Below are 18127 nucleotides of genomic sequence, written 5' to 3'. Positions count from 1 at the left end.
GCACCGGCCCAAAGCCGATGACAAGCGAAAAGCCTCGTTCCTTATGCTCCAGCCAGCAGGCTCGCATTGCCTCCAGCTGCCGTGGTGTCGACGCAGACCGCGCGTTCATGCGCATAGGCCGCCGGGTTGAGCACCTCGCTGACCAGCGGCACGATCGGACCTATGCGGTCGGCGATGACCTTGCGCACGATACGCGCCGTCTCTGGCGTGCCTGAGAAAGCGACAACATCGACGCGCAGCGAGCGCGCCTCAACCGGATCGGGACGGCCGTCAATAGCCGCCAGCGGCAAGCCCTTGCCGGTCAGCGCCGACAGTGCCGCCGGTGCGCCGGGCGCCACGGCCAGGACAGCATTGCCCGCGGCCAGCGCCTGGATTGTCTGGGCGAGTAGCGTGTCGCCATCGGGGCCGAGGCACAGCACCCGCCCACGCGGCGACAGCGACAGCGTGTTGGCCTCGCCGGTCGGCCCGGGCAGATCGACCTGGCCGAAATCGATGCCGGCGGCGGCAGCGATCGCCGCCGCTCCCTTGCCGCGCAGATGCTTGCGCAGGATGGCGATGCGGTCAGGCCGCGTAGACCAGCCACCCAGGGCCGGATCGGGCAGATTGTCGGCAAGCTCGGTCGCCGTCACCTTGTGGCCTTCGGCAATATGCGTGCCGGCTTCCGGTCCCTTGCGGAAGCGGCGAAGGTAGTGCGGACCGCCGGCCTTCGGGCCGGTGCCAGAGAGCCCCTCGCCGCCGAACGGCTGCGAGCCCACGACGGCGCCGATCTGGTTGCGGTTGACATAGATGTTTCCGGCATGAATGCCGTCGACGAAATGCTGGACGCGGCCCTCGATACGGGTGTGCAGGCCGAATGTCAGGCCATAGCCCTTGCGGTTGATCTCGGCGATGACGGTGTCGATCTTGTCGGCGTCGAAACTGGCGACATGCAGCACCGGCCCGAAAACCTCACGCTCCATCTCCTCGATGCCCTTGACGCGGAAGACATGTGGTGCGACGAAGCGGCCATCCTTCGGCGCCTCGAGCTTGGCGATCAGCCGGCCCTGCAGCCCCATCCTGGTGCAATAGTCGCTGATGGAAGCCTGCGCTTCGTCGTCGATGACCGGACCGACATCGGTCGAGATCCGCCAGGGGTCGCCGATGCTGAGCGCCTCCATGGCGCCCTTGAGCATTTCCAGCATCTTCTTCTCGACGTCCTTCTGGACGTAGAGCACACGCAGCGCCGAGCAGCGCTGGCCGGCACTCTGGAAGGCCGATGCCAGGATATCACGCACCGCCTGTTCGGGCAGCGCGGTGGAATCGACGATCATGGCATTGAGGCCGCCGGTCTCGGCGATCAGCATGGCATCGGGCGCGGCGGTCTCGGCCAGTTGCTTCTCGATCAGCTTGGCAACCTCGGTCGAGCCGGTGAAGCAGACGCCGGCAATGCGCGGATCCGATGTCAGCGGCCCACCGACCGATGGACCATCACCCGGCAGAAGCTGAATGACATCTTCCGGCACGCCAGCTTCGCGTAGCATCTCGACGGCGCGGAACGCGATCAGCGGCGTCTGTTCGGCCGGCTTGGCGATCACCGAATTGCCAGTGACCAGGGCGGCCGCGATCTGGCCGGTGAAGATGGCGAGCGGGAAATTCCACGGCGAGATGCAGACGATGACGCCGCGCGCCTGCGTCCCCGCTTCGGCATTGACGGCCTCGGCGGCGTAATAGCGCAGGAAGTCGACGGCTTCGCGCACTTCGGCGACACCATCGGCCAGCGATTTTCCGGCTTCTCGCGTTGCCAGCGCGAAGAATTCAACCGCATTGGCCTCGTAGAGATCGGCGGCGCGGTCGAGGATCGCGGCGCGCTCGGCGGCGGGACGCTTGGCCCAGGCCGGTTGCGCCTCCACCGCGATGCGCACGGCGGTCGCCACCTGTTTGGCCGCGGCCTCATGCACAGTGCCGACGACTTCCGAAGGCTTGGCCGGGTTCACGATCGGGCGCTGCTTGCCATAGCCGGCGGCACGGGTGATCGGCTTGGCATGCCAGCGGTCCGGCCCGGAAAAAGCCGCCTTGGCCTTGTCGATCGCCGCCAGCGTCACCGTGTCGGTGATGTCAAAACCCTTCGAATTGCGGCGTCCGGCACCGAAGATGGCCGACGGCCGGGCAATCGCCGGATTGGCGGCAGGGCCCTGGCTTTCGACGGTTTCGAGCGGATCGCGGGCAATATCTTCCGGCTCGACTTCCTCATCGGTCAACTGATGAACAAAAGACGAGTTGGCGCCGTTTTCCAGCAATCGCCGGACCAGATAGGCCAACAAGTCGGAATGCGCGCCGACCGGTGCGTAGATACGGCAGCGCGTGCCTTCGGCCTGGCGCACCGTCTCGTGCAGCGCTTCTCCCATGCCGTGCAGGCGCTGGAACTCGAAGGAATCCCGATTGTCAGCCATGGACAGAATGGCAGCAACGGTATGGGCGTTGTGGGTGGCGAACTGCGGGTAGATGCGATCGGTCATGCCAAGCAGCTTTTTCGCGCAGGCCATGTAGGAAACGTCGGTGTTGGCCTTGCGGGTAAAGACGGGATAGCCGGTCAGCCCGAGCGTCTGCGCGCGCTTGATCTCGGTATCCCAGTAGGCGCCCTTGACCAGCCGCACCATGATGTTGCGGTCATACTTCTTCGCCAGCGCGTAGAGCCAGTCAATGGCGAAGGCGGCGCGCGGGCCATAGGCCTGCACGACGACGCCAAAACCGTTCCAGCCGGCCAGTTCCGGTTCGGACAGCACCCGTTCGATGACGTCGAGCGACAGGTCGAGGCGATCCGCTTCCTCGGCGTCGATGTTGAGGCCCATGCGTGAATGACGCGCGGCCAGCGCCAGCGACAAGAGCCGCTCGGCCATCACAGGCAGCATCTCTTCCTTCTGCGCCACCTCGTAGCGTGGATGCAGCGCGGAAAGCTTGACCGAGATGCCGTGGTTGTGACGGATGTCAGGGCCGTTGGAGCCGCCATCAAGCGAGGAAATGGCGTCGGCATAGGCCTTCAGGTAGCGCAAGGCGTCAGCCTCGGTGCGGGCCGCCTCGCCCAGCATGTCGAAGGAGTAGAGATAGCCCTTCTGCGTCATCGGCCGGCCGCGCTTGACGGCCTCGGTGATGGTACGGCCGAGCACGAACTGCTCACCCATTTCGCGCATGGCGGCGGCCACCGCCTTGCGGATGACTGGCTCGCCCAGCCGGCGCACCATGGAACGCAAAGTGCCTTCGATGCCGCCCTCGCCTTCATCGAGAACGCGGCCGGTCAGCATCAGCGCCCAGGTCGAGGCGTTGACGAAGATGGAGCTAGAACCACCGGAATGCGCCGACCAGTCGTGGGGCGCGATCTTGTCGGCGATCAGGTCATCCATGGTTTCGGTGTCGGGCACGCGCAGCAGCGCCTCGGCCAGGCACATCAGCGCCACGCCTTCCTTGGTGGAAAGGCCATAGGCGGAGAGGAAGACTTCCATCAGCCGAGGGTCGGACGAGCCGCGCACGGCGCGCACCAGATCAGCGGCACGAGCCGAAATCGCCTGGCGATCGCCAGCCGAAAGTGCGGTCGCCTCGGCCAGCCGCTTCACGGCCTCGTCTTCATCGGGAAGATAGTTGGCACGGATCTGCTGACGGATGGCATCAAGCGCTGGCATGGCGGTCCTGTGAGACGAGCGTTAGGGAGCGGACCGGCGGCCACCGGACCGAATGCGCCAAGCTAGCACAATTGCGGATTTTGGTCGGTCCAAAGAAATCGACAAGTCAGGCCGATCGATCTATCATTTTGTCAAAATTCACGTGGATGGACTGCCATTTCAATGACAGAAGACCAATTGGACCGCATTGACCGAAACATCCTTTCGGCCCTGGCGAGCGATGGCCGGCTTTCCATGTCCGAACTGGCGGCAAAGGTCGGCCTGTCGAAGACGCCGGTGCAGGCGCGGGTAAAGCGGCTGGAGAAGGACGGCTATATCAGGGGCTACCAGGCAATCATCGACCGTGAGCGCATGGGCGAAGGCCATGTCGCTTTCGTCCAGGTGAAACTGTCGGACACCCGCTCGGCCGCGCTTGATGCTTTCAACCGTGCCGTACAGTCCGTGCCGGAGATCGAGCAGTGCCACATGATGGCGTCGAGCTTCGACTATCTGCTGAAGGTCCGCACCCGCGACATCGCCGCCTACCGGCGCGTGCTGGGGGAACGCATCTCGGCCCTGCCTCACGTCGCCCAGACATCGACCTTCGTGGCGATGGAGACGGTGAAGGACCGATGACCATGAGTTCGAAAGATGGACGCCGGTTTTCGGACAAGATCATGGTCAAACAAGATAGCGATCACTCCGCCAGCGTCTTCAAAAACGCCACCAGGGCGGCGCGCTCGCGGTCCGACAGCTGCAGTGGATGAACCTCTGAGGTGCCTTCGACGCTCGGCGCCGCCGCTGCATAATGCGCCACCACATCGTCGAGCGAGGAAAACTGCCCGGCATGCATATAGGGCGGGCGCGTGGCGGCCCCGCGCAGCGATGGCGTCTTGTAGGCACGGATCAGTTCCGGGCCATCCTTGACCATGAAGCGCAGTTCGCCGCAGGCGCTGGCATCACCGTCGCGGTAGGCGCCGAAGCAGTTGAACGGATCGGCCTGAACTTGCGCTACCGCATCGATGCGGCCACGGTCCAGCGGCAAATCCTTCACCGGCGGCACGCCGGTGTTGTGAAAACCGTTGTCGGTGAAACGCGGTCCGTCATGGCAGGTCACGCAATTGGCCTTGCCGATGAACAGTTTCAGTCCAAGAATCTCTTCCGCTGAAAAAGCATCCTGCTCGGTGGGTTTGGCGCCGGTCGCTAGATCCAGCGCGAAGCGGTCGAAGCGCGTCCGTGAGGGTTCGATCGACCGTTCGAAAGCCGCGATCGCCTTGCCGATGTTAGAAAAGACGCGGTTGACCGCATCGCGCTGCGTGTCGTTCATCGTGTTCCATACCGCCTTGTCGGCATCGCTGCCAAGCGGACTGGCATTGGCCGGCACGGTCGAAAGATCGGGCAACGGGCCAAAAATGCGCTCGTAGCGTTCGCCGAAACGCGCCTTGATGTAATGCGCGTAGGCAGCGCGGTTTCCCGCCTGCTCCAATGGGTTTTCGAGTGGCGTCATCGCCTGTGACCACAGACTGTCGCGCCGGCCATCCCAGAAGAACCAGGGATCGCGCGCTATACCGGCAAGCGGCATGGTCCGCCGGTTGGTGCGGCCAACGCCAACCGCTTGCGGCAGGCCGTCCTGGAACTGGCGGTCGAGCTTGTGGCAGGTCGAGCATGAAACCGTGCCGTCGCGGCTCATGCTGCTGTCGAAGAACAGCGTCGAGCCAAGTGCAGCCGCGGCCGGCACATCGGCGAAGCGGTTGGTCGTGTCAGGTTTCAGCGCCGGCAGTGTCGACAGCGCCAAGGAGGCAATGGTCTTCTTCTCGGCATCGGAGAACTCCGGCTTGCCGCAACCGGCAAGAATGGCCATCGCCACCAGCCCGAAAAGGCGCGCAAGCCGCCTCATTGGCCGCTCACAGCACCACGTTGAAGATGACCGTGTCGGAACCGGCGGTGGCTGAAATGGCAAAATGCAATTGCCACCAGCCACTCATGGTGAACTTCAGCCCTTCGATGCGATAACGCCCGTCGCCGAGATAATCGGTCGCCTGCGGACTGGTCGGCAGGCCGTGATTGTGCTGTGGCATGCCGCCCGATACCGAGATGGCTGCCCCTTCCACGGGCGCGCCGGCCATCGTCTTCAGCGTCAGCAGCCAGGATTGCAGTTCGCCTTGCCGCACAACGCCACGCTCCGGCGCGAAGCTTGCCACGAAAAGCCCGTTGTCGGTCTTCTTCGTGCGCGAGACATCCGGGCCTACCGGCCCCGCCGAACGCGGCGCGGTAAGATAGACCACAGCCAGGATGCCGGCCAGCAAGGCAGCCAGACCAAGACCTGCCAGAAGATAACGCCATATCGATGCCAAACCGGTTCCTCTTGCGCAGATAACGTTGCTGCGGACACATAGCGTCCCGCCAGCCTGTGGGAAAACGCATCTGACGGAAAAAACCGCCTTTGCCAAGCATGGCGCTGCCGATGGCAAAAAGCTACAGCACCAGCGTCACAGGGAGACAGACAGGATGACTGGCAAAGGCGTCGCCTCGATTGGTGAATGCATGCTCGAGCTCTCGGGCCAGACGGGCCCGAACTGGCGCATGGGTTTTGCCGGCGACACATTCAACACGCTGTGGGCGTTGCATGCGCTGAGCAGTGGCCGGCCAGCCACCTTCGTGTCGGCCTTTGGTGACGATCCGTTCTCGCAAGGCCAGATCGGCTTTTTTGCCGAAAACGGCATCGGCGTCGGTGCCAGCCCGGTCATATCGGGCGCGCGGCCTGGCCTCTATGCCATCACGCTGACCGGCGCCGAGCGTTCCTTCACCTATTGGCGTCGCGACGCCGCCGCGCGCCAACTCGCATCCGATCCTATCGCATTGGCGAAAAGCCTTTCAGATCAGTCTCTTGTCTACTTTTCCGGAATCACTTTGGCAATTCTGGAAGAGCCTGCCCGGCACGTGCTGCTTGCGGCTGTCGCCAGGGCACGCCAGGCGGGTTCGCTGATCGCCTTCGACCCCAACTACCGTCCACGGCTCTGGCCTACCCGCGAAGACGCGCAGGCGGCAATCGTCGAGGCACTCGCCGTCACCGACATCGCCTTGCCGACTTTTCCCGACGAGCAGATGCTGTTTGGCGATACAACGCCGCGAGCGACAGCCGAGCGCCTGGGACAATTGGTTGGTGAAGTCGTCGTCAAGAATGGCGAGATGCCCGCTCTGATCGCCGAAAGGGGCACGACGCAGGATATCCCGGCGATCCACGTCGCCACACCTGTCGATACGACCGGCGCCGGCGATTCCTTCAACGGTGCTTATCTCGCGGCCCGCCTCGCCGGCCATCCCCCGGCAGAAGCCGCTATGCGGGCCCACCGCGTCGCAGCCGCCGTCGTGCAAGTGCGCGGTGCCTTGGCGCCGTTCGAGACGCTGCGGGCGGCATCCGAAAACTAGGCTTTCTGACCGGCTCTATGGCAGCCGGAACCGATATTCCGTGACGTGGTGGTAGATCGCGCCCGGCCACAGCGTCGCTTGCGGGAAATACGGCCGGTTGGGCGCATCGGGCCACACCTGCGGCTCCAGGCAGAAGCCGGAAAACGCCTTGTAGTTGCGTCCCTCCAAGCCTGGGCGTGGCGTCACATACTGTCCCGTATAGAGCTGTACGCCAGGTTCCGTGGTCCACACCTCCATCTCGACGCCGGAACTCGCCCCCTGCACCCAGGCTGCATGCTTGAGCGGACCGCGCGTCGGCGCCAGGCAGAAATTCTGGTCGTAGGGCAGTTGTTCGCCCTCAAGCTCCATGCGCAATGGCCGTGCCTGGCGGAAATCGAAAGGTGTGCCGTCGACCGGCTTCACCGTACCGGTCGGGATCATCTCGCTGTCGACGGGCAGATAGGCCGCCGCGTTCAGCATCATCCGGTGATCGAGAATATCGCCGGCGCCGCCGTCATCGAGGTTGAAATAGGAATGCTGGGTGAGATTGCAGGGCGTTGGCTCCTCGCAGGTGGCGGTGAGTTCGACGCTGAGCGTACCGGGAATCTTCAGCCGATAGGTGCAGGTGACATCGAGCGCGCCGGGAAAGCCCATCGTGCCATCCGGATCATGCAAGGTCAGCGTGACAAAGTCGCGGCCATGCAGCGAAACGGTCCAGAGCCGGTGTGAGTAACCTTCCGAGCCGCCATGCAGCGTGTGCTTGTCGAGAAAGTTGCGCTCGGTCTGATAGCGCTTGCCCGCGAGGGTGAAACGGCCATCGCGGAGCCGATTGGCATAACGGCCGACGACCGTGCCAAAGAAGGCGTTGTCCGTCTCATAAGGTTCGAAACTGTCGTAGCCGAGCACCAGCGGTGCGTCGTGCCCGGTCAGGCGCAAATCCTGGACGATCGCACCCAGCCCGATGATGTTGGCGGTGAGGCCGCCGCCCCTGATGGTAAAACGGCGGACGGCTTCGCCCGCCTGCGTTGTGCCGAAAACCTCGCCGTCCTTCATCGCCATGCCCGCAAACGCCAGTTCTTTGATCGACTTCGGCCAGCGATTTCGCCACCCCGAAGATGGCAGGCTATAACCTGCCATCTCAAGGATTGGCTATATCAGAGGCCGAGGCCGCCGATGCAGACATATTTGGTGTCGAGATAGTCCTCGATGCCCTGATGCCCGCCTTCCTTGCCGAGGCCGGATTCCTTGACGCCGCCAAACGGCGCTTCCGGTGTGGTGATCAGGCCTTCGTTGACACCGACCATGCCATATTTCAGACCTTCCATGACCCGGAAGGCGCGACCGAGATCGCCGGTGTAGAAATAGCAGGCCAGGCCGAATTCCGTGTCATTGGCGAGCGCGATGGCCTCTTCCTCGGTCTCGAACTTGAACACCGGGGCAATCGGGCCAAAGATCTCTTCCTTCATGAAGCGCATCTTGGGCGTCGCGTTGGCGATGACCGTCGGCTGGAAGAACGAACCGCCAAGCGCGTGACGCTTCCCGCCGGCGACGACCTTGCCGCCCTTGGAAGTCGCATCGGCGATCAGTTCCTCGACCTTCTCGACCGCCTTCTCGTCGATCAACGGCCCCTGCTGGACTCCGTCCTCGAGGCCGGAACCGACCTTGAGGCCGTTGCTGGCCACGGCAAGCTTCTCGACGAACTTGTCGTAGACACCGGCCTGAACCAGGAAACGATTGGTGCAGACGCAGGTCTGGCCGGAATTGCGGTATTTCGCGGTGACCGCGCCGGCCACCGCACGCTCGAGGTCGGCGTCGTCAAAGACGATGAACGGCGCATTGCCGCCAAGTTCCATCGACACTTTCTTGACGGTGACAGACGACTTCTGGATCAGGATCTTGCCGACTTCGGTCGAACCGGTGAAGGTGATCTTCTTGACCAGGGGATTGGAGCAGATCTCGTCACCGATCTCACCGGCGGCACCGGTCAGGATGTTGATCACGCCCTTCGGGAAGCCGACTTCCTCGGCAAGCGCGCCCCAGGCCAGGCCGGAATACGGCGTCTGCGAAGCCGGCTTGACCACGGCGGTGCAGCCGGCGGCCAGCGCCGGGCCGAGCTTGCGGGCCAGCATCGAAGACGGGAAATTCCACGGCGTGATGGCGGCGATGACGCCGACCGGCTCCTTGGTCACCAGGATGCGGCGGTCCGCCCACGGAGACGGCACGACATCGCCGTAGGTGCGACGGCCTTCCTCGGCGAACCACATGATATAGGCGGCGGCGGAGCCGATCTCGCCCTTCGATTCAAACAGCGACTTGCCTTGCTCGATGGTCAGCAGTTCGGCCAGCACATCCTGATTGTCCATGATCGCGTCATGCAGCTTGCGCAGCAGCTTCGAGCGCTCGAGCGCGGTGGTTTTGCGCCACGATTTGAAAGCGGCCTCGGCGGCTTCGATGGCGCGGCGCGTCTCGGCCTTGCCCGACTTCGGCACGGTGCCGATCTTGAGGCCGGTGGCTGGATTGTTGACGTCGACCGTCAGGCCGCTGTCGGCCTGCACCCATTCGCCATTGATGAGATTGGCCTGCCGCATGAAGTGGCTGGTTTTTTGAAGCATGGTCTCGCCTCCCTTCGGCGCACTGACGGGCCGGTCTGTGGATTTCTTCGATGAGCGTGGCCGATGGCATGACGCCGGCACGCTGGAGCCACTGCTCTTTACCTAGGGCAAGCCCGGCAAGCAATTGCAAGATGGCATATAGGCTTTGGGCCAGTGCAAGACCAGAAAATCGACACGCCCTAGCCGAAGACATGAGCCACAATCATCAGCCAGAAGGCCGTGGTGACGGCGGCACCGGCCGTGGCGATGGTCATCTGGTTCGAGGCCAGGGCCTGGCCGGTGTTGAACTGCACCGCGATAAGGTAGGAATTGACGCCGGACGGCAGCGCCGCAACCATCACCGCCACCTTGGCGGTCAGCGGCGGAAGGCCGAACAGCCAGACGAGGCCGAGAACCAGCGCCGGCATCAGGAGAAGCTTCAGGGCCGAAAGTGCGAGCGCCGGCCGGATGTTGCCGGAAATGCCGAAACGGCGCAGGCTGAGCCCCATTGCAAACAGCGCCACCGGCCCAGCAGTGTTGGCCAGCGCGTCGACCAGCCGCCCGGTGAGTTGCGGCAACGGTTGACCGGTGATGCGCCATGCCAGGCCGGCCAGGATGCCGATGATCAGCGGGTTGACGAAGAGCTTCCCGAGAAAACTCCGGACAACACGCAACGGATGCACCGGCTCGCCGCCACCACGGCCGAACATCTCGAACAGCACGATCGAAGCCATCATCATGGTCGGCAGGTGGACTGAGACGAGCAGCGACAGCACTTCGAACCCGCTTGGCCCGAATACGCCCAGGATGAAGGGCGCCCCAAGCAGCACGACGTTGGAAAAGGATGACGATACGCCGCCGACGATGCCTGCGCGGGCATCCCGCCCGAAGACCCTTGTCATGACCAGATGGCCGAGCGACCAGGTGATCGCCACCGCCGTGAAATAGATACTCCACAGCGACCACGGCGCGGCGCCATGGAAATCGGCCTTCACCATCGTCTGGAACAGGAGCAGCGGCATCGCCACGCGCACCGCGAAGTCGGATATCCCCTCGCCGCTCGCCGGTTTCAGATAGCCGGTCAACCCAGCGAGATAGCCGAGCGCGACCAGACTGAAGACGAAGAGCACGGTTTCGGTGAGCGGAGACATTGTTCAGGGATAGGCGACCCGGAATTGCCGCGCAATCCTGCCCGAATTTGATCATGGTCGGCAGGCAACGTAATAGTGGGTTTGCGATCATCAGGGCGGATACGAACGACAGAATGGCTTTTGTCGAAATCCCGAAACCGTATCTCTTGCGGCGCACATGGCTGGCGGTTTTTGTCGCCATGCTGTTTTGCCTTGCCGCGACGACGCTTCAGGCCGCCGAGACCAGGAGCCTCAAGGGCGTGGCGCTGATCGTCGGCCAGTCGAATTACCAACACATCGCCGCCCTTCCCAACCCGGCGAACGATGCCCGCGACATGGCCAAGATGCTGACCGATCTTGGATTCGACGCCCGCAGCGTTACCGATCGCGATGCCGCCAAGCTGAAGCGCGACCTTGAGAGATTCGCCGAGGATGCCGAGGGCGCCGACGTCGCCTTCATCTACTATTCCGGTCACGGCATCGAAGCCGATGGCGAGAATTATCTGGTTCCGGTCGATGCCGACGTCTCGTCGCTGAAGGATGCCGACGCGGCCCTGGTGCCGATTTCCGCCGTCATGGATGAATTGAAGAAGACGGTGCCTGTGACGATCATCCTGCTCGATGCTTGCCGCACCAACCCGTTTCCACCAGACGCGATGGTACGCAAGGCGCCAACCGCATCGGCTTCGCCGATCGGCGAAGGCGGTCTCGAACCCTTGCGCGGCGCCAAGACCCTTGCCAATGCGCCGGCGGCAACCGAGAGCCTCGGCACCGTGATCGGCTTCGCCGCTGAACCAGGGCGCCCGGCGATGGACGGCGCCGCCGGCGAAAACAGCCCCTACGCGGCGGCTTTGTTGCGCCATCTCGCTGCGATGAAGGGCACCGAGTTCGGCTCGGTCATGCGCATGGTGACCGAAGAAGTCTATCTCGACACCAAGGCCAAGCAGCGTCCCTGGGTCAACGAGAGCCTGCGCCGCCTGCTCTATTTCGGCGTCGCTCCGCCGGAACCGACGGGCGATGACGGGCTGATCACCGGCGAGCGGCGGCAGCTGCTGCTCACCATTTCCGACCTGCCTGATCCCAAGCGGGCGCAAGTGGAACTGGCCTCGCTGCAGGATGGCGTGCCCCTCGACGCGCTCTATGGCGTGCTGAGGGCACTTGGCACGGAAAAGATTCCGGAAGACCCGACCGAGCTGCAAAAGGTGCTCGACGCCCAGTCCGAGCGCTTGAAGAAGATGATGTCCGAGCAGGCCGCATTGCGCACCGACGATCCGGAGATCAAACGCCTTGTCGCGTCCGCCGACAAGGCGATCGGCCAGGGCGCGATCGCGACGGCACGCAAATTCCTCGATGAGGCTGTTGGCCGGGTCGAGGAAACAGGCAGCGCGGTCGATGATGCCGAGGCCTTGGTCAAGCAGAAGCGTATCGCCGACGCCGCTATCTATGCCAGGCGCGCCGATGCCTCGGCGCTGGTCTTCGATTATCTCGCGGCTGCCAATGACTATGGCAAGGCCTTCTCGCTGGTCGAGAAGTGGGACGACAAGCTGCGCTGGAACTACAAGAACCAGGAGGCCGAGGCGCTGAGCGCCCATGGCTATGCGACCGGCGACCTGGACGCGCTGCAGCGCTCTCTCAAGGCCTATGGCGTCATCCTCGATTTCATCCCCAATGGTGAGCAAAACCGTGACTGGGCGATCACCCGCAACAACATGGCGGTGGTGCTGCAGACGATCGGCGAGCGGGAAACCGCAACGGCGCATCTGGAAGAGGCAGCACAGATCTTTCGCGATTCGCTTGTCGTATTCGAACGCGAGAAGGATGATCTCAACTGGGCCGCGGCGCAGAACAACCTGGCCAATGTCTTGTTGAAGGTCGGCGAGCGCGAGAGCGATCCGAAGCGCCTGAACGAAGCGGTGGCAGCCATGCTCGCCACCATCGAGAAACGCCCGCGCGACAAGGTACCATTCGACTGGGCCTCATCGCAGAACAATCTTGGTCTGGCGCTCTATGCGCTGTCCGAACGCGAGCCGGCCGGCAAGCATCTCGCTGAAGCGGAAGCCGCCTATCGGCTGGCGCTTGAGGAATACACGCGGCAAAAGGCGCCCGTGCAGTGGGCGATGGTCGAGAACAATCTCGGCAACACCCTTGTTTCGCTTGGCACTCAGCTCAACGACAAGGCCAAGATCGACGAGGCGGCGGATGCTTTCCGGGCCTCACTTGAGGTTCGGACCCGCGAAACCTTCCCGATCTCCTGGGCAACCAGCCGCCTCAACCTCGGCAACGCATTGAGCGGTGCTGCCCGCTTCGATATGGGCACCGCCGCGCTGGAGGAGGCCGCGCTTGCCTATGGCGATGCATTGACCATCTTCACCCGCCAGCGTTTTCCAATGGACTGGGCCTCGGCGCAGAACAATCTCGGCTCGATCTACCAGACGCTCGGCCAGCGCAACCGCGATCCGGCCAAACTTGAGGAGTCGGTCGCTGCATTCCAGGCGGCGCGTCGGGTCTACACCAGAAGGGCGTTTCCACTCGACTGGGCGATGAGCCATTACAATCTCGGCAACACGCTGCAGCTGCTTGGCGGCCTCGCCGACAAGCCCGAACATTACACAGATGCGATCGCGGCATATCGCGACGCGCTGCGCGAATACAAACGCGAGACGAACCCGCGCCAATGGGCGTTGACCGAGGCGGGTCTCGGCTCGGCGCTGCATTGGCTGAGCATGAGCGATGCCAACCCGAAGACCCTGCAGGATTCGATCGCCGCGCGGCGTGCCGCCCTTGAGGTGCTGACCATCGAGGGCGCACCCGTCGACTGGGCCAACGCCCAGAATGGCATCGGCATGAGCCTGCTCAATCTCGGCAATCTCCAGCGTACCGACAAATACCTCAACGAAGCAGAGGCGGCCTTCACGGCGACCTTGAAAGTCTTCACCCGCGAAAGCCAGCCGCTGCAATGGGCGTTTGAGCAGAACAATCTCGGTGACATCCACTGGAACCGCGCCAGCTATGGCGGCGGCAAGGCCGAATATCTCAAAGCGATCGAGTTCTTCGAGAATGCCAAGCAGGGCTTTACCGAAGCCGGCTACACGATCCCCATCCCGCTCACCGACAAAAAGATCGACCTGGCCAAACAGCAGATGGCGAAGAAGTAGGAACTTTCCCTCACCCTAGCGTGCCTTGTCTTTCGGCTGGCTTTACCGTCCCTATATGTCCTCTCACCGGATCCCATGCCGGGAACCGGAGAAGGATAGCCTATGATTCGATTTGTGCTGGCGCTGCTTCTGTTTGCTATCCCTGCCACGGCCCAGGCGACGGATGCTGGCTGGGCGCTGCTGCGCGACGGCGGCCACGTGGTGCTGCTTCGCCATGCGATGGTCACCGGCACGACTGACCCGGCCAATTTCGACATCGCCAATTGTGCGACCCAGATCAACCTGTCGGCACGCGGCAAGCAGCAGGCGAGCAAGATCGGTGCACTGTTTGCCGCGCGCGCGGCCCCTATCGAGCGCATCTTGTCCAGCCGCTACTGCCGGTGCCTTGACACCGCCCGCATCGCCTTCGAGGCGGAGCCAGTTCTTTTCGAGCCGCTCGACCTCTTGAAAACCGATGAGGCCGAAAAAGCCGCGCAGATCGCAGCGATCATGAAGGAAGTCCGTGGTTATTCCGGCTCCGACAATCTGGTCATGGTCACCCATCTGGAAAACATCCTGGCGCTGACCGGAATTTCGCCGCGTGAAGGCGAAGCCGTGGTGGTTGAGCCGCAGGGCGACGGCCTGCGCGTGCTTGGCCGCGTCACATTCTAAGGCACGCTCCGGTTGCGCTGACTGTTGCCAAAACATCACACTCAAAGAAGCCGCGATTTGGCCACGACAATGCCGCTTGCGACAACCCGTCGCAGGGGCTATAGGCGCGCTCCCGGTCACGAAAACCGAAGCGAGCACAACGGTTGGAGCTTTCGTCTCCGCCCGTGCAGGCGGCTTTGCCGCCCTGTATACGGCGCCGCTTTGGGGATTGGGATCGCGGATGTAGCTCAACTGGGAGAGCGCCGGACATACTCCGGAGGTTGTGGGTTCGAGTCCCGTCGTCTGCACCACGGATAGCTCAGCTGGAAGAGCATCAGATTGTTAATCTGACTGTCGAAGGTTCGATCCCTTCTCCATTGGCCTGATAAGCCAGCACCTTGCCACGGTGTTATCTGAAAAACGGTCCGGGGACTGGAATGCTGAAGATCTGATGGACGGCCCAGACCTTCGGGTGCAGGCCGGACAAAGGATCCGGTGCCATCGGCTCGCGGCCAGGCCCGCGGTGACGATCAAGGCGCAACGATGCCGTCAAGAGAGGCTTTGGCTTCTCAAGCCCGCTTCGCTGCCTCGCGATCCGCTCCCTCGGGCCCGCCACAAGCGGATGCCGCCAGTCCCCGGATCATTCGTGCCGGAATTCGACGTAGGAAGCATGTGAAACGAGAAACGAAAGGAACGATCGACGCATGACGTGACGCCTCGCATGGGGCCATGCCCGACAGGAGTGAAGACAATGACAACCATTCTCGACAAGGTTCTTGGACGCGAACACGTCCTCGTAAAGGAAAACGAACGTGCCCTCACCCTCTACAAGGGAGAGATCAAGGCTGTCCTGCTGCCGGGCGAGCACTCGCTCGTCAACCGGCGCGGCAACCTTGAAGTGTCCCGGCACGATCTGAGGAACCCGGAATTCGTTTCGGCTTATGAGAAGGCGTTGTTCGACAAGCTCCCGGATGTGGCCGCGCGTCATTTCACCATCGTTCGCACCGGGCGCACGGACGTCGCCGTCATCGAGCGTGACGGCAACCTGCACGCCGTGCTGGCGCCGGACCGCAAGCTGGTGTTGTGGACGGATGCCGGGCCGTGGAAGGTGACGCTGGTCGACACGTCGGCCGATCTCGCCATCGACCCAGCGGTCATGCGCCGGCTCGGCCAAAGCAGGAAGGCGGAATTGATGTCCGTGCATCCGGTCGTTGACGGCCAGGCCGGATTGCTGTTCGTCGACGGTGTGCTGGTCCGCACGCTTGCCGCTGGAGTGCACGCGTTCTGGAATGTCGGGCGCATGGTGCAGGTCAAGGTCGTTGATCTGAAGCGCCAGTCGCTCGACGTTGCAGGGCAGGAAGTATTGACCAAGGATCGCGTGACGATCCGCGTCAACATATCAGCCGAGTACCGTGTCGTTGATCCGGTCAAGGCGGTAAGCATGGTGAAGGACTTCTCCGAAGCCCTCTACCGCGCCTTGCAATACGCCTTCCGCAAGACGCTTGCCGCGCTGACGCTCGACCAGATCCTTGAAAAGAAGGTGACGGTCGATGAAGAGGCCGCCGGCAAGGTCCGTGCCGACATGGCCGAGATCGGGGTTGAGGTCAGCGATATCGCTCTGAAGGATGTGATCCTGCCGGGCGAGATGCGCGAAATCCTCAACCAGGTGGTTTCGGCCGAGAAGCAGGCCGAGGCCAACGTGATCCGCCGCCGCGAGGAGACGAACGCCACGCGTTCGCTGCTCAACACGGCCAAGCTGATGGCGGAGAACCCGGTCATGCTGCGGCTGAAGGAGCTTGAAGCTCTGGAAACCATCGCCGGCAAGATCGAGCGCCTGACCGTCCACAACGGAACGGGCGGGCTCTTGAACGACCTGGTCAAGCTCCGCGACAGCTGAGACCGGCCAAAAAATGGGAAGGGCCATCGGTCAAACGGTGGCCCTTCTTGCGTTTCCGAAACAGCCATCCCATCTGCGCCCGGCGCATCAGGCCTTTTCCTGCAGGGAAAAACCGATTAGACAGCGCCCAAACACATGCGGACAGATTCCACCCGCAACCGAAGGAAAAGCCCTTGTCCACCACGTTCGACAAAGTCGCCAAGATCATCGCCGACACCAGCGAGATCGATATCGACACGATCACGCCTGAAAGCCACACCATCGACGATCTCGGCATCGACAGCCTGGACTTCCTCGACATCGTCTTTGCCATCGACAAGGAATTCGGCATCAAGGTGCCGCTGGAAAAGTGGACGCAGGAAGTCAACGACGGCAAGGCTTCGACCGACGATTACTTCGTCATGAAGAACCTGTGCGCCAAGATCGACGCACTTGTTGCCGCCAAGACGGCCTGACCTTGACGCGTCGCATTGCCTGACCGACAACACCCAGCCATGAGCGCTCGCGACGTCGTCATCACCGGCATTGGCCTTGTCTCCTCTCTGGGAGAGGGTCCGGATGCGCATTGGCAGAAGCTCGCACGGCCGGGCCTGGAACCGGTGCTTGAGGCCGCGCGCTTCTCGCCCTACACCGTGCATCCGCTGCCGGAAATCGACTGGAACCTGCAGATTGCCAAGCGTGGCGACCAGCGCCAGATGGAAACCTGGCAGAGGCTGGGCACCTATTCCGCCGGGCTGGCGCTGGACGATGCCGGCATCAAGGGCAATGACGAACTCTGCGCGACCATGGACATGGTGGTGGCTGCCGGCGGCGGCGAGCGTGACGAAGCCGTTGATGCCGCCATTCTTGCCGCTTCGGAAAGCCGCAACGACCGCGACGTGCTGCTCAATGAAAAGCTGACAACCGAACTGCGGCCGACGCTGTTCCTGGCCCAGCTTTCCAACCTTCTCGCCGGCAACATCTCCATCGTCCACAAGGTGACCGGCTCGTCGCGCACCTTCATGGGTGAGGAAGGTGCGGGGGTCGCCGCGGTCGAAACCGCCGCCGCGCGCATCCGCTCCGGCCAGTCGACGCATATCCTGGTCGGCGGCGCGTTTCAGACCGAACATTCCGACATGCTGCTCGGCTATGAACTGGCGGGTTACCTGCATCGTGGCCCGTGGAAGCCGGTCTGGCAACGCCAGGGCGCTGAAGGCGGTGGTGTGGTGACCGGCTCCGGTGGCGCCTTCCTGGTGCTGGAGCAGCGCGAACACGCCACAAGGCGCGGGCAAAGAATTTACGCCGAACTCGGTCCGGTCATGTCCAGCCGCGCCAGACGGCGGCAGGGCGAACTCGATGCCGAGATCGCCGCTTTGCTCAAGCAGGCGGCGCTGCCCAATGGTCAGTTGCTGGCCATGTCGGGCGCATCGGGCGCGCACGCGGCAACCATCGCCGAGAAGACGGCGCTCGAAGCCAATGCGGCAATCGCCGCGCGCGGCTTCTCGACCCTGACCGGCCACATGAAGGAGGCGCAGTTCCCCTTCGCCGTGGCGCTGGCCGCACTCGCTGTCGACCGCAAGGCCGCCTACCCTGTTTTTGATACCGCGGCCGAAAAGCCGTTCGAGGGTATTCCAAAAACCGTGCTTGCAACGGCAATCGGCTATCACCAATTCGAGGGCATGGCTTTGGTCAACGCCGCCTAAGG

At 63.1% G+C, this 18127-nt stretch carries 13 protein-coding genes and 2 tRNA genes; 9 read left to right on the top strand and 6 right to left on the bottom strand.

Features of this window, described 5'->3' with window-relative positions; genetic code table 11:
- Positions 1-41: 41 nt before the first annotated feature.
- Complete coding sequence (gene putA, locus GA829_RS18920; protein ID WP_195174218.1) at positions 42-3653, bottom strand: bifunctional proline dehydrogenase/L-glutamate gamma-semialdehyde dehydrogenase PutA; 3612 nt, start codon at positions 3651-3653, stop codon at positions 42-44.
- 162 nt (positions 3654-3815) lie between these two features.
- On the opposite strand from putA, the gene GA829_RS18915 reads away from it, so the two are divergent.
- Positions 3816-4268: an Lrp/AsnC family transcriptional regulator gene (locus GA829_RS18915; RefSeq protein WP_195174217.1), complete on the top strand. Its 453-nt coding sequence runs from the start codon at positions 3816-3818 to the stop codon at positions 4266-4268.
- Positions 4269-4329: 61 nt separating this feature from the next.
- Here GA829_RS18915 and GA829_RS18910 read toward each other — a convergent pair whose 3' ends face one another.
- Together GA829_RS18910 and GA829_RS18905 are read right to left on the bottom strand one after the other, a co-directional pair.
- A complete protein-coding gene (locus tag GA829_RS18910) occupies positions 4330-5529 on the bottom strand; it encodes a cytochrome-c peroxidase (protein ID WP_195174216.1) in 1200 nt (399 codons plus the stop codon).
- A 7-nt stretch (positions 5530-5536) separates the two neighbouring features.
- Positions 5537-5986 carry a FixH family protein gene (locus tag GA829_RS18905; RefSeq protein ID WP_195174215.1) on the bottom strand — a complete coding sequence of 150 codons (450 nt, stop codon included), beginning with the start codon at positions 5984-5986 and terminating at the stop codon, positions 5537-5539.
- Positions 5987-6140: 154 nt separating this feature from the next.
- Between GA829_RS18905 and GA829_RS18900 the strand changes: the two genes are divergently transcribed.
- On the top strand, positions 6141-7061 hold the full coding sequence (locus GA829_RS18900; RefSeq protein ID WP_195174214.1) for a sugar kinase: 921 nt from the start codon (positions 6141-6143) through the stop codon (positions 7059-7061).
- A gap of 15 nt (positions 7062-7076) precedes the next feature.
- Here the strand turns inward: GA829_RS18900 and GA829_RS18895 are convergent, their stop codons facing one another.
- From GA829_RS18895 to GA829_RS18885, 3 genes are all read right to left on the bottom strand, one after another.
- A complete protein-coding gene (locus GA829_RS18895) occupies positions 7077-8099 on the bottom strand; it encodes an aldose epimerase family protein (protein ID WP_195174213.1) in 1023 nt (340 codons plus the stop codon).
- A 95-nt stretch (positions 8100-8194) separates the two neighbouring features.
- On the bottom strand, positions 8195-9652 hold the full coding sequence (locus GA829_RS18890) for an NAD-dependent succinate-semialdehyde dehydrogenase (protein WP_195174212.1): 1458 nt from the start codon (positions 9650-9652) through the stop codon (positions 8195-8197).
- Positions 9653-9831: 179 nt separating this feature from the next.
- A complete protein-coding gene (locus GA829_RS18885) occupies positions 9832-10782 on the bottom strand; it encodes an AEC family transporter (protein WP_195174211.1) in 951 nt (316 codons plus the stop codon).
- Positions 10783-10895: 113 nt separating this feature from the next.
- Here GA829_RS18885 and GA829_RS18880 point away from each other — a divergent pair, with 113 nt between their 5' ends.
- From GA829_RS18880 to GA829_RS18850, 7 genes are all read left to right on the top strand, one after another.
- A complete protein-coding gene (locus GA829_RS18880) occupies positions 10896-13916 on the top strand; it encodes a caspase family protein (protein WP_195174210.1) in 3021 nt (1006 codons plus the stop codon).
- 102 nt (positions 13917-14018) lie between these two features.
- A complete protein-coding gene (locus GA829_RS18875) occupies positions 14019-14567 on the top strand; it encodes a histidine phosphatase family protein (RefSeq protein WP_195174209.1) in 549 nt (182 codons plus the stop codon).
- Between the two features lie 216 nt (positions 14568-14783).
- Positions 14784-14857, top strand: a tRNA-Tyr gene (locus GA829_RS18870).
- Between the two features lie 2 nt (positions 14858-14859).
- Positions 14860-14927: transfer RNA gene (locus tag GA829_RS18865), tRNA-Asn, on the top strand.
- 370 nt (positions 14928-15297) lie between these two features.
- Positions 15298-16443: a slipin family protein gene (locus GA829_RS18860; RefSeq protein WP_195174208.1), complete on the top strand. Its 1146-nt coding sequence runs from the start codon at positions 15298-15300 to the stop codon at positions 16441-16443.
- Between the two features lie 173 nt (positions 16444-16616).
- Positions 16617-16898 (top strand): acyl carrier protein, encoded by a 282-nt coding sequence (locus GA829_RS18855; RefSeq protein WP_010909964.1) that lies wholly within the window; start codon positions 16617-16619, stop codon positions 16896-16898.
- 39 nt (positions 16899-16937) lie between these two features.
- Positions 16938-18125: a beta-ketoacyl-ACP synthase gene (locus tag GA829_RS18850; protein WP_195174207.1), complete on the top strand. Its 1188-nt coding sequence runs from the start codon at positions 16938-16940 to the stop codon at positions 18123-18125.
- Positions 18126-18127 lie beyond the last annotated feature (2 nt).

Origin of the sequence: Mesorhizobium sp. INR15 (assembly GCF_015500075.1) — a bacterium.
GTDB lineage: Bacteria > Pseudomonadota > Alphaproteobacteria > Rhizobiales > Rhizobiaceae > Mesorhizobium.
The sequence above is the reverse complement of the archived record's forward strand: the minus strand, read 5'-3'. Positions and strand labels throughout refer to the sequence as shown.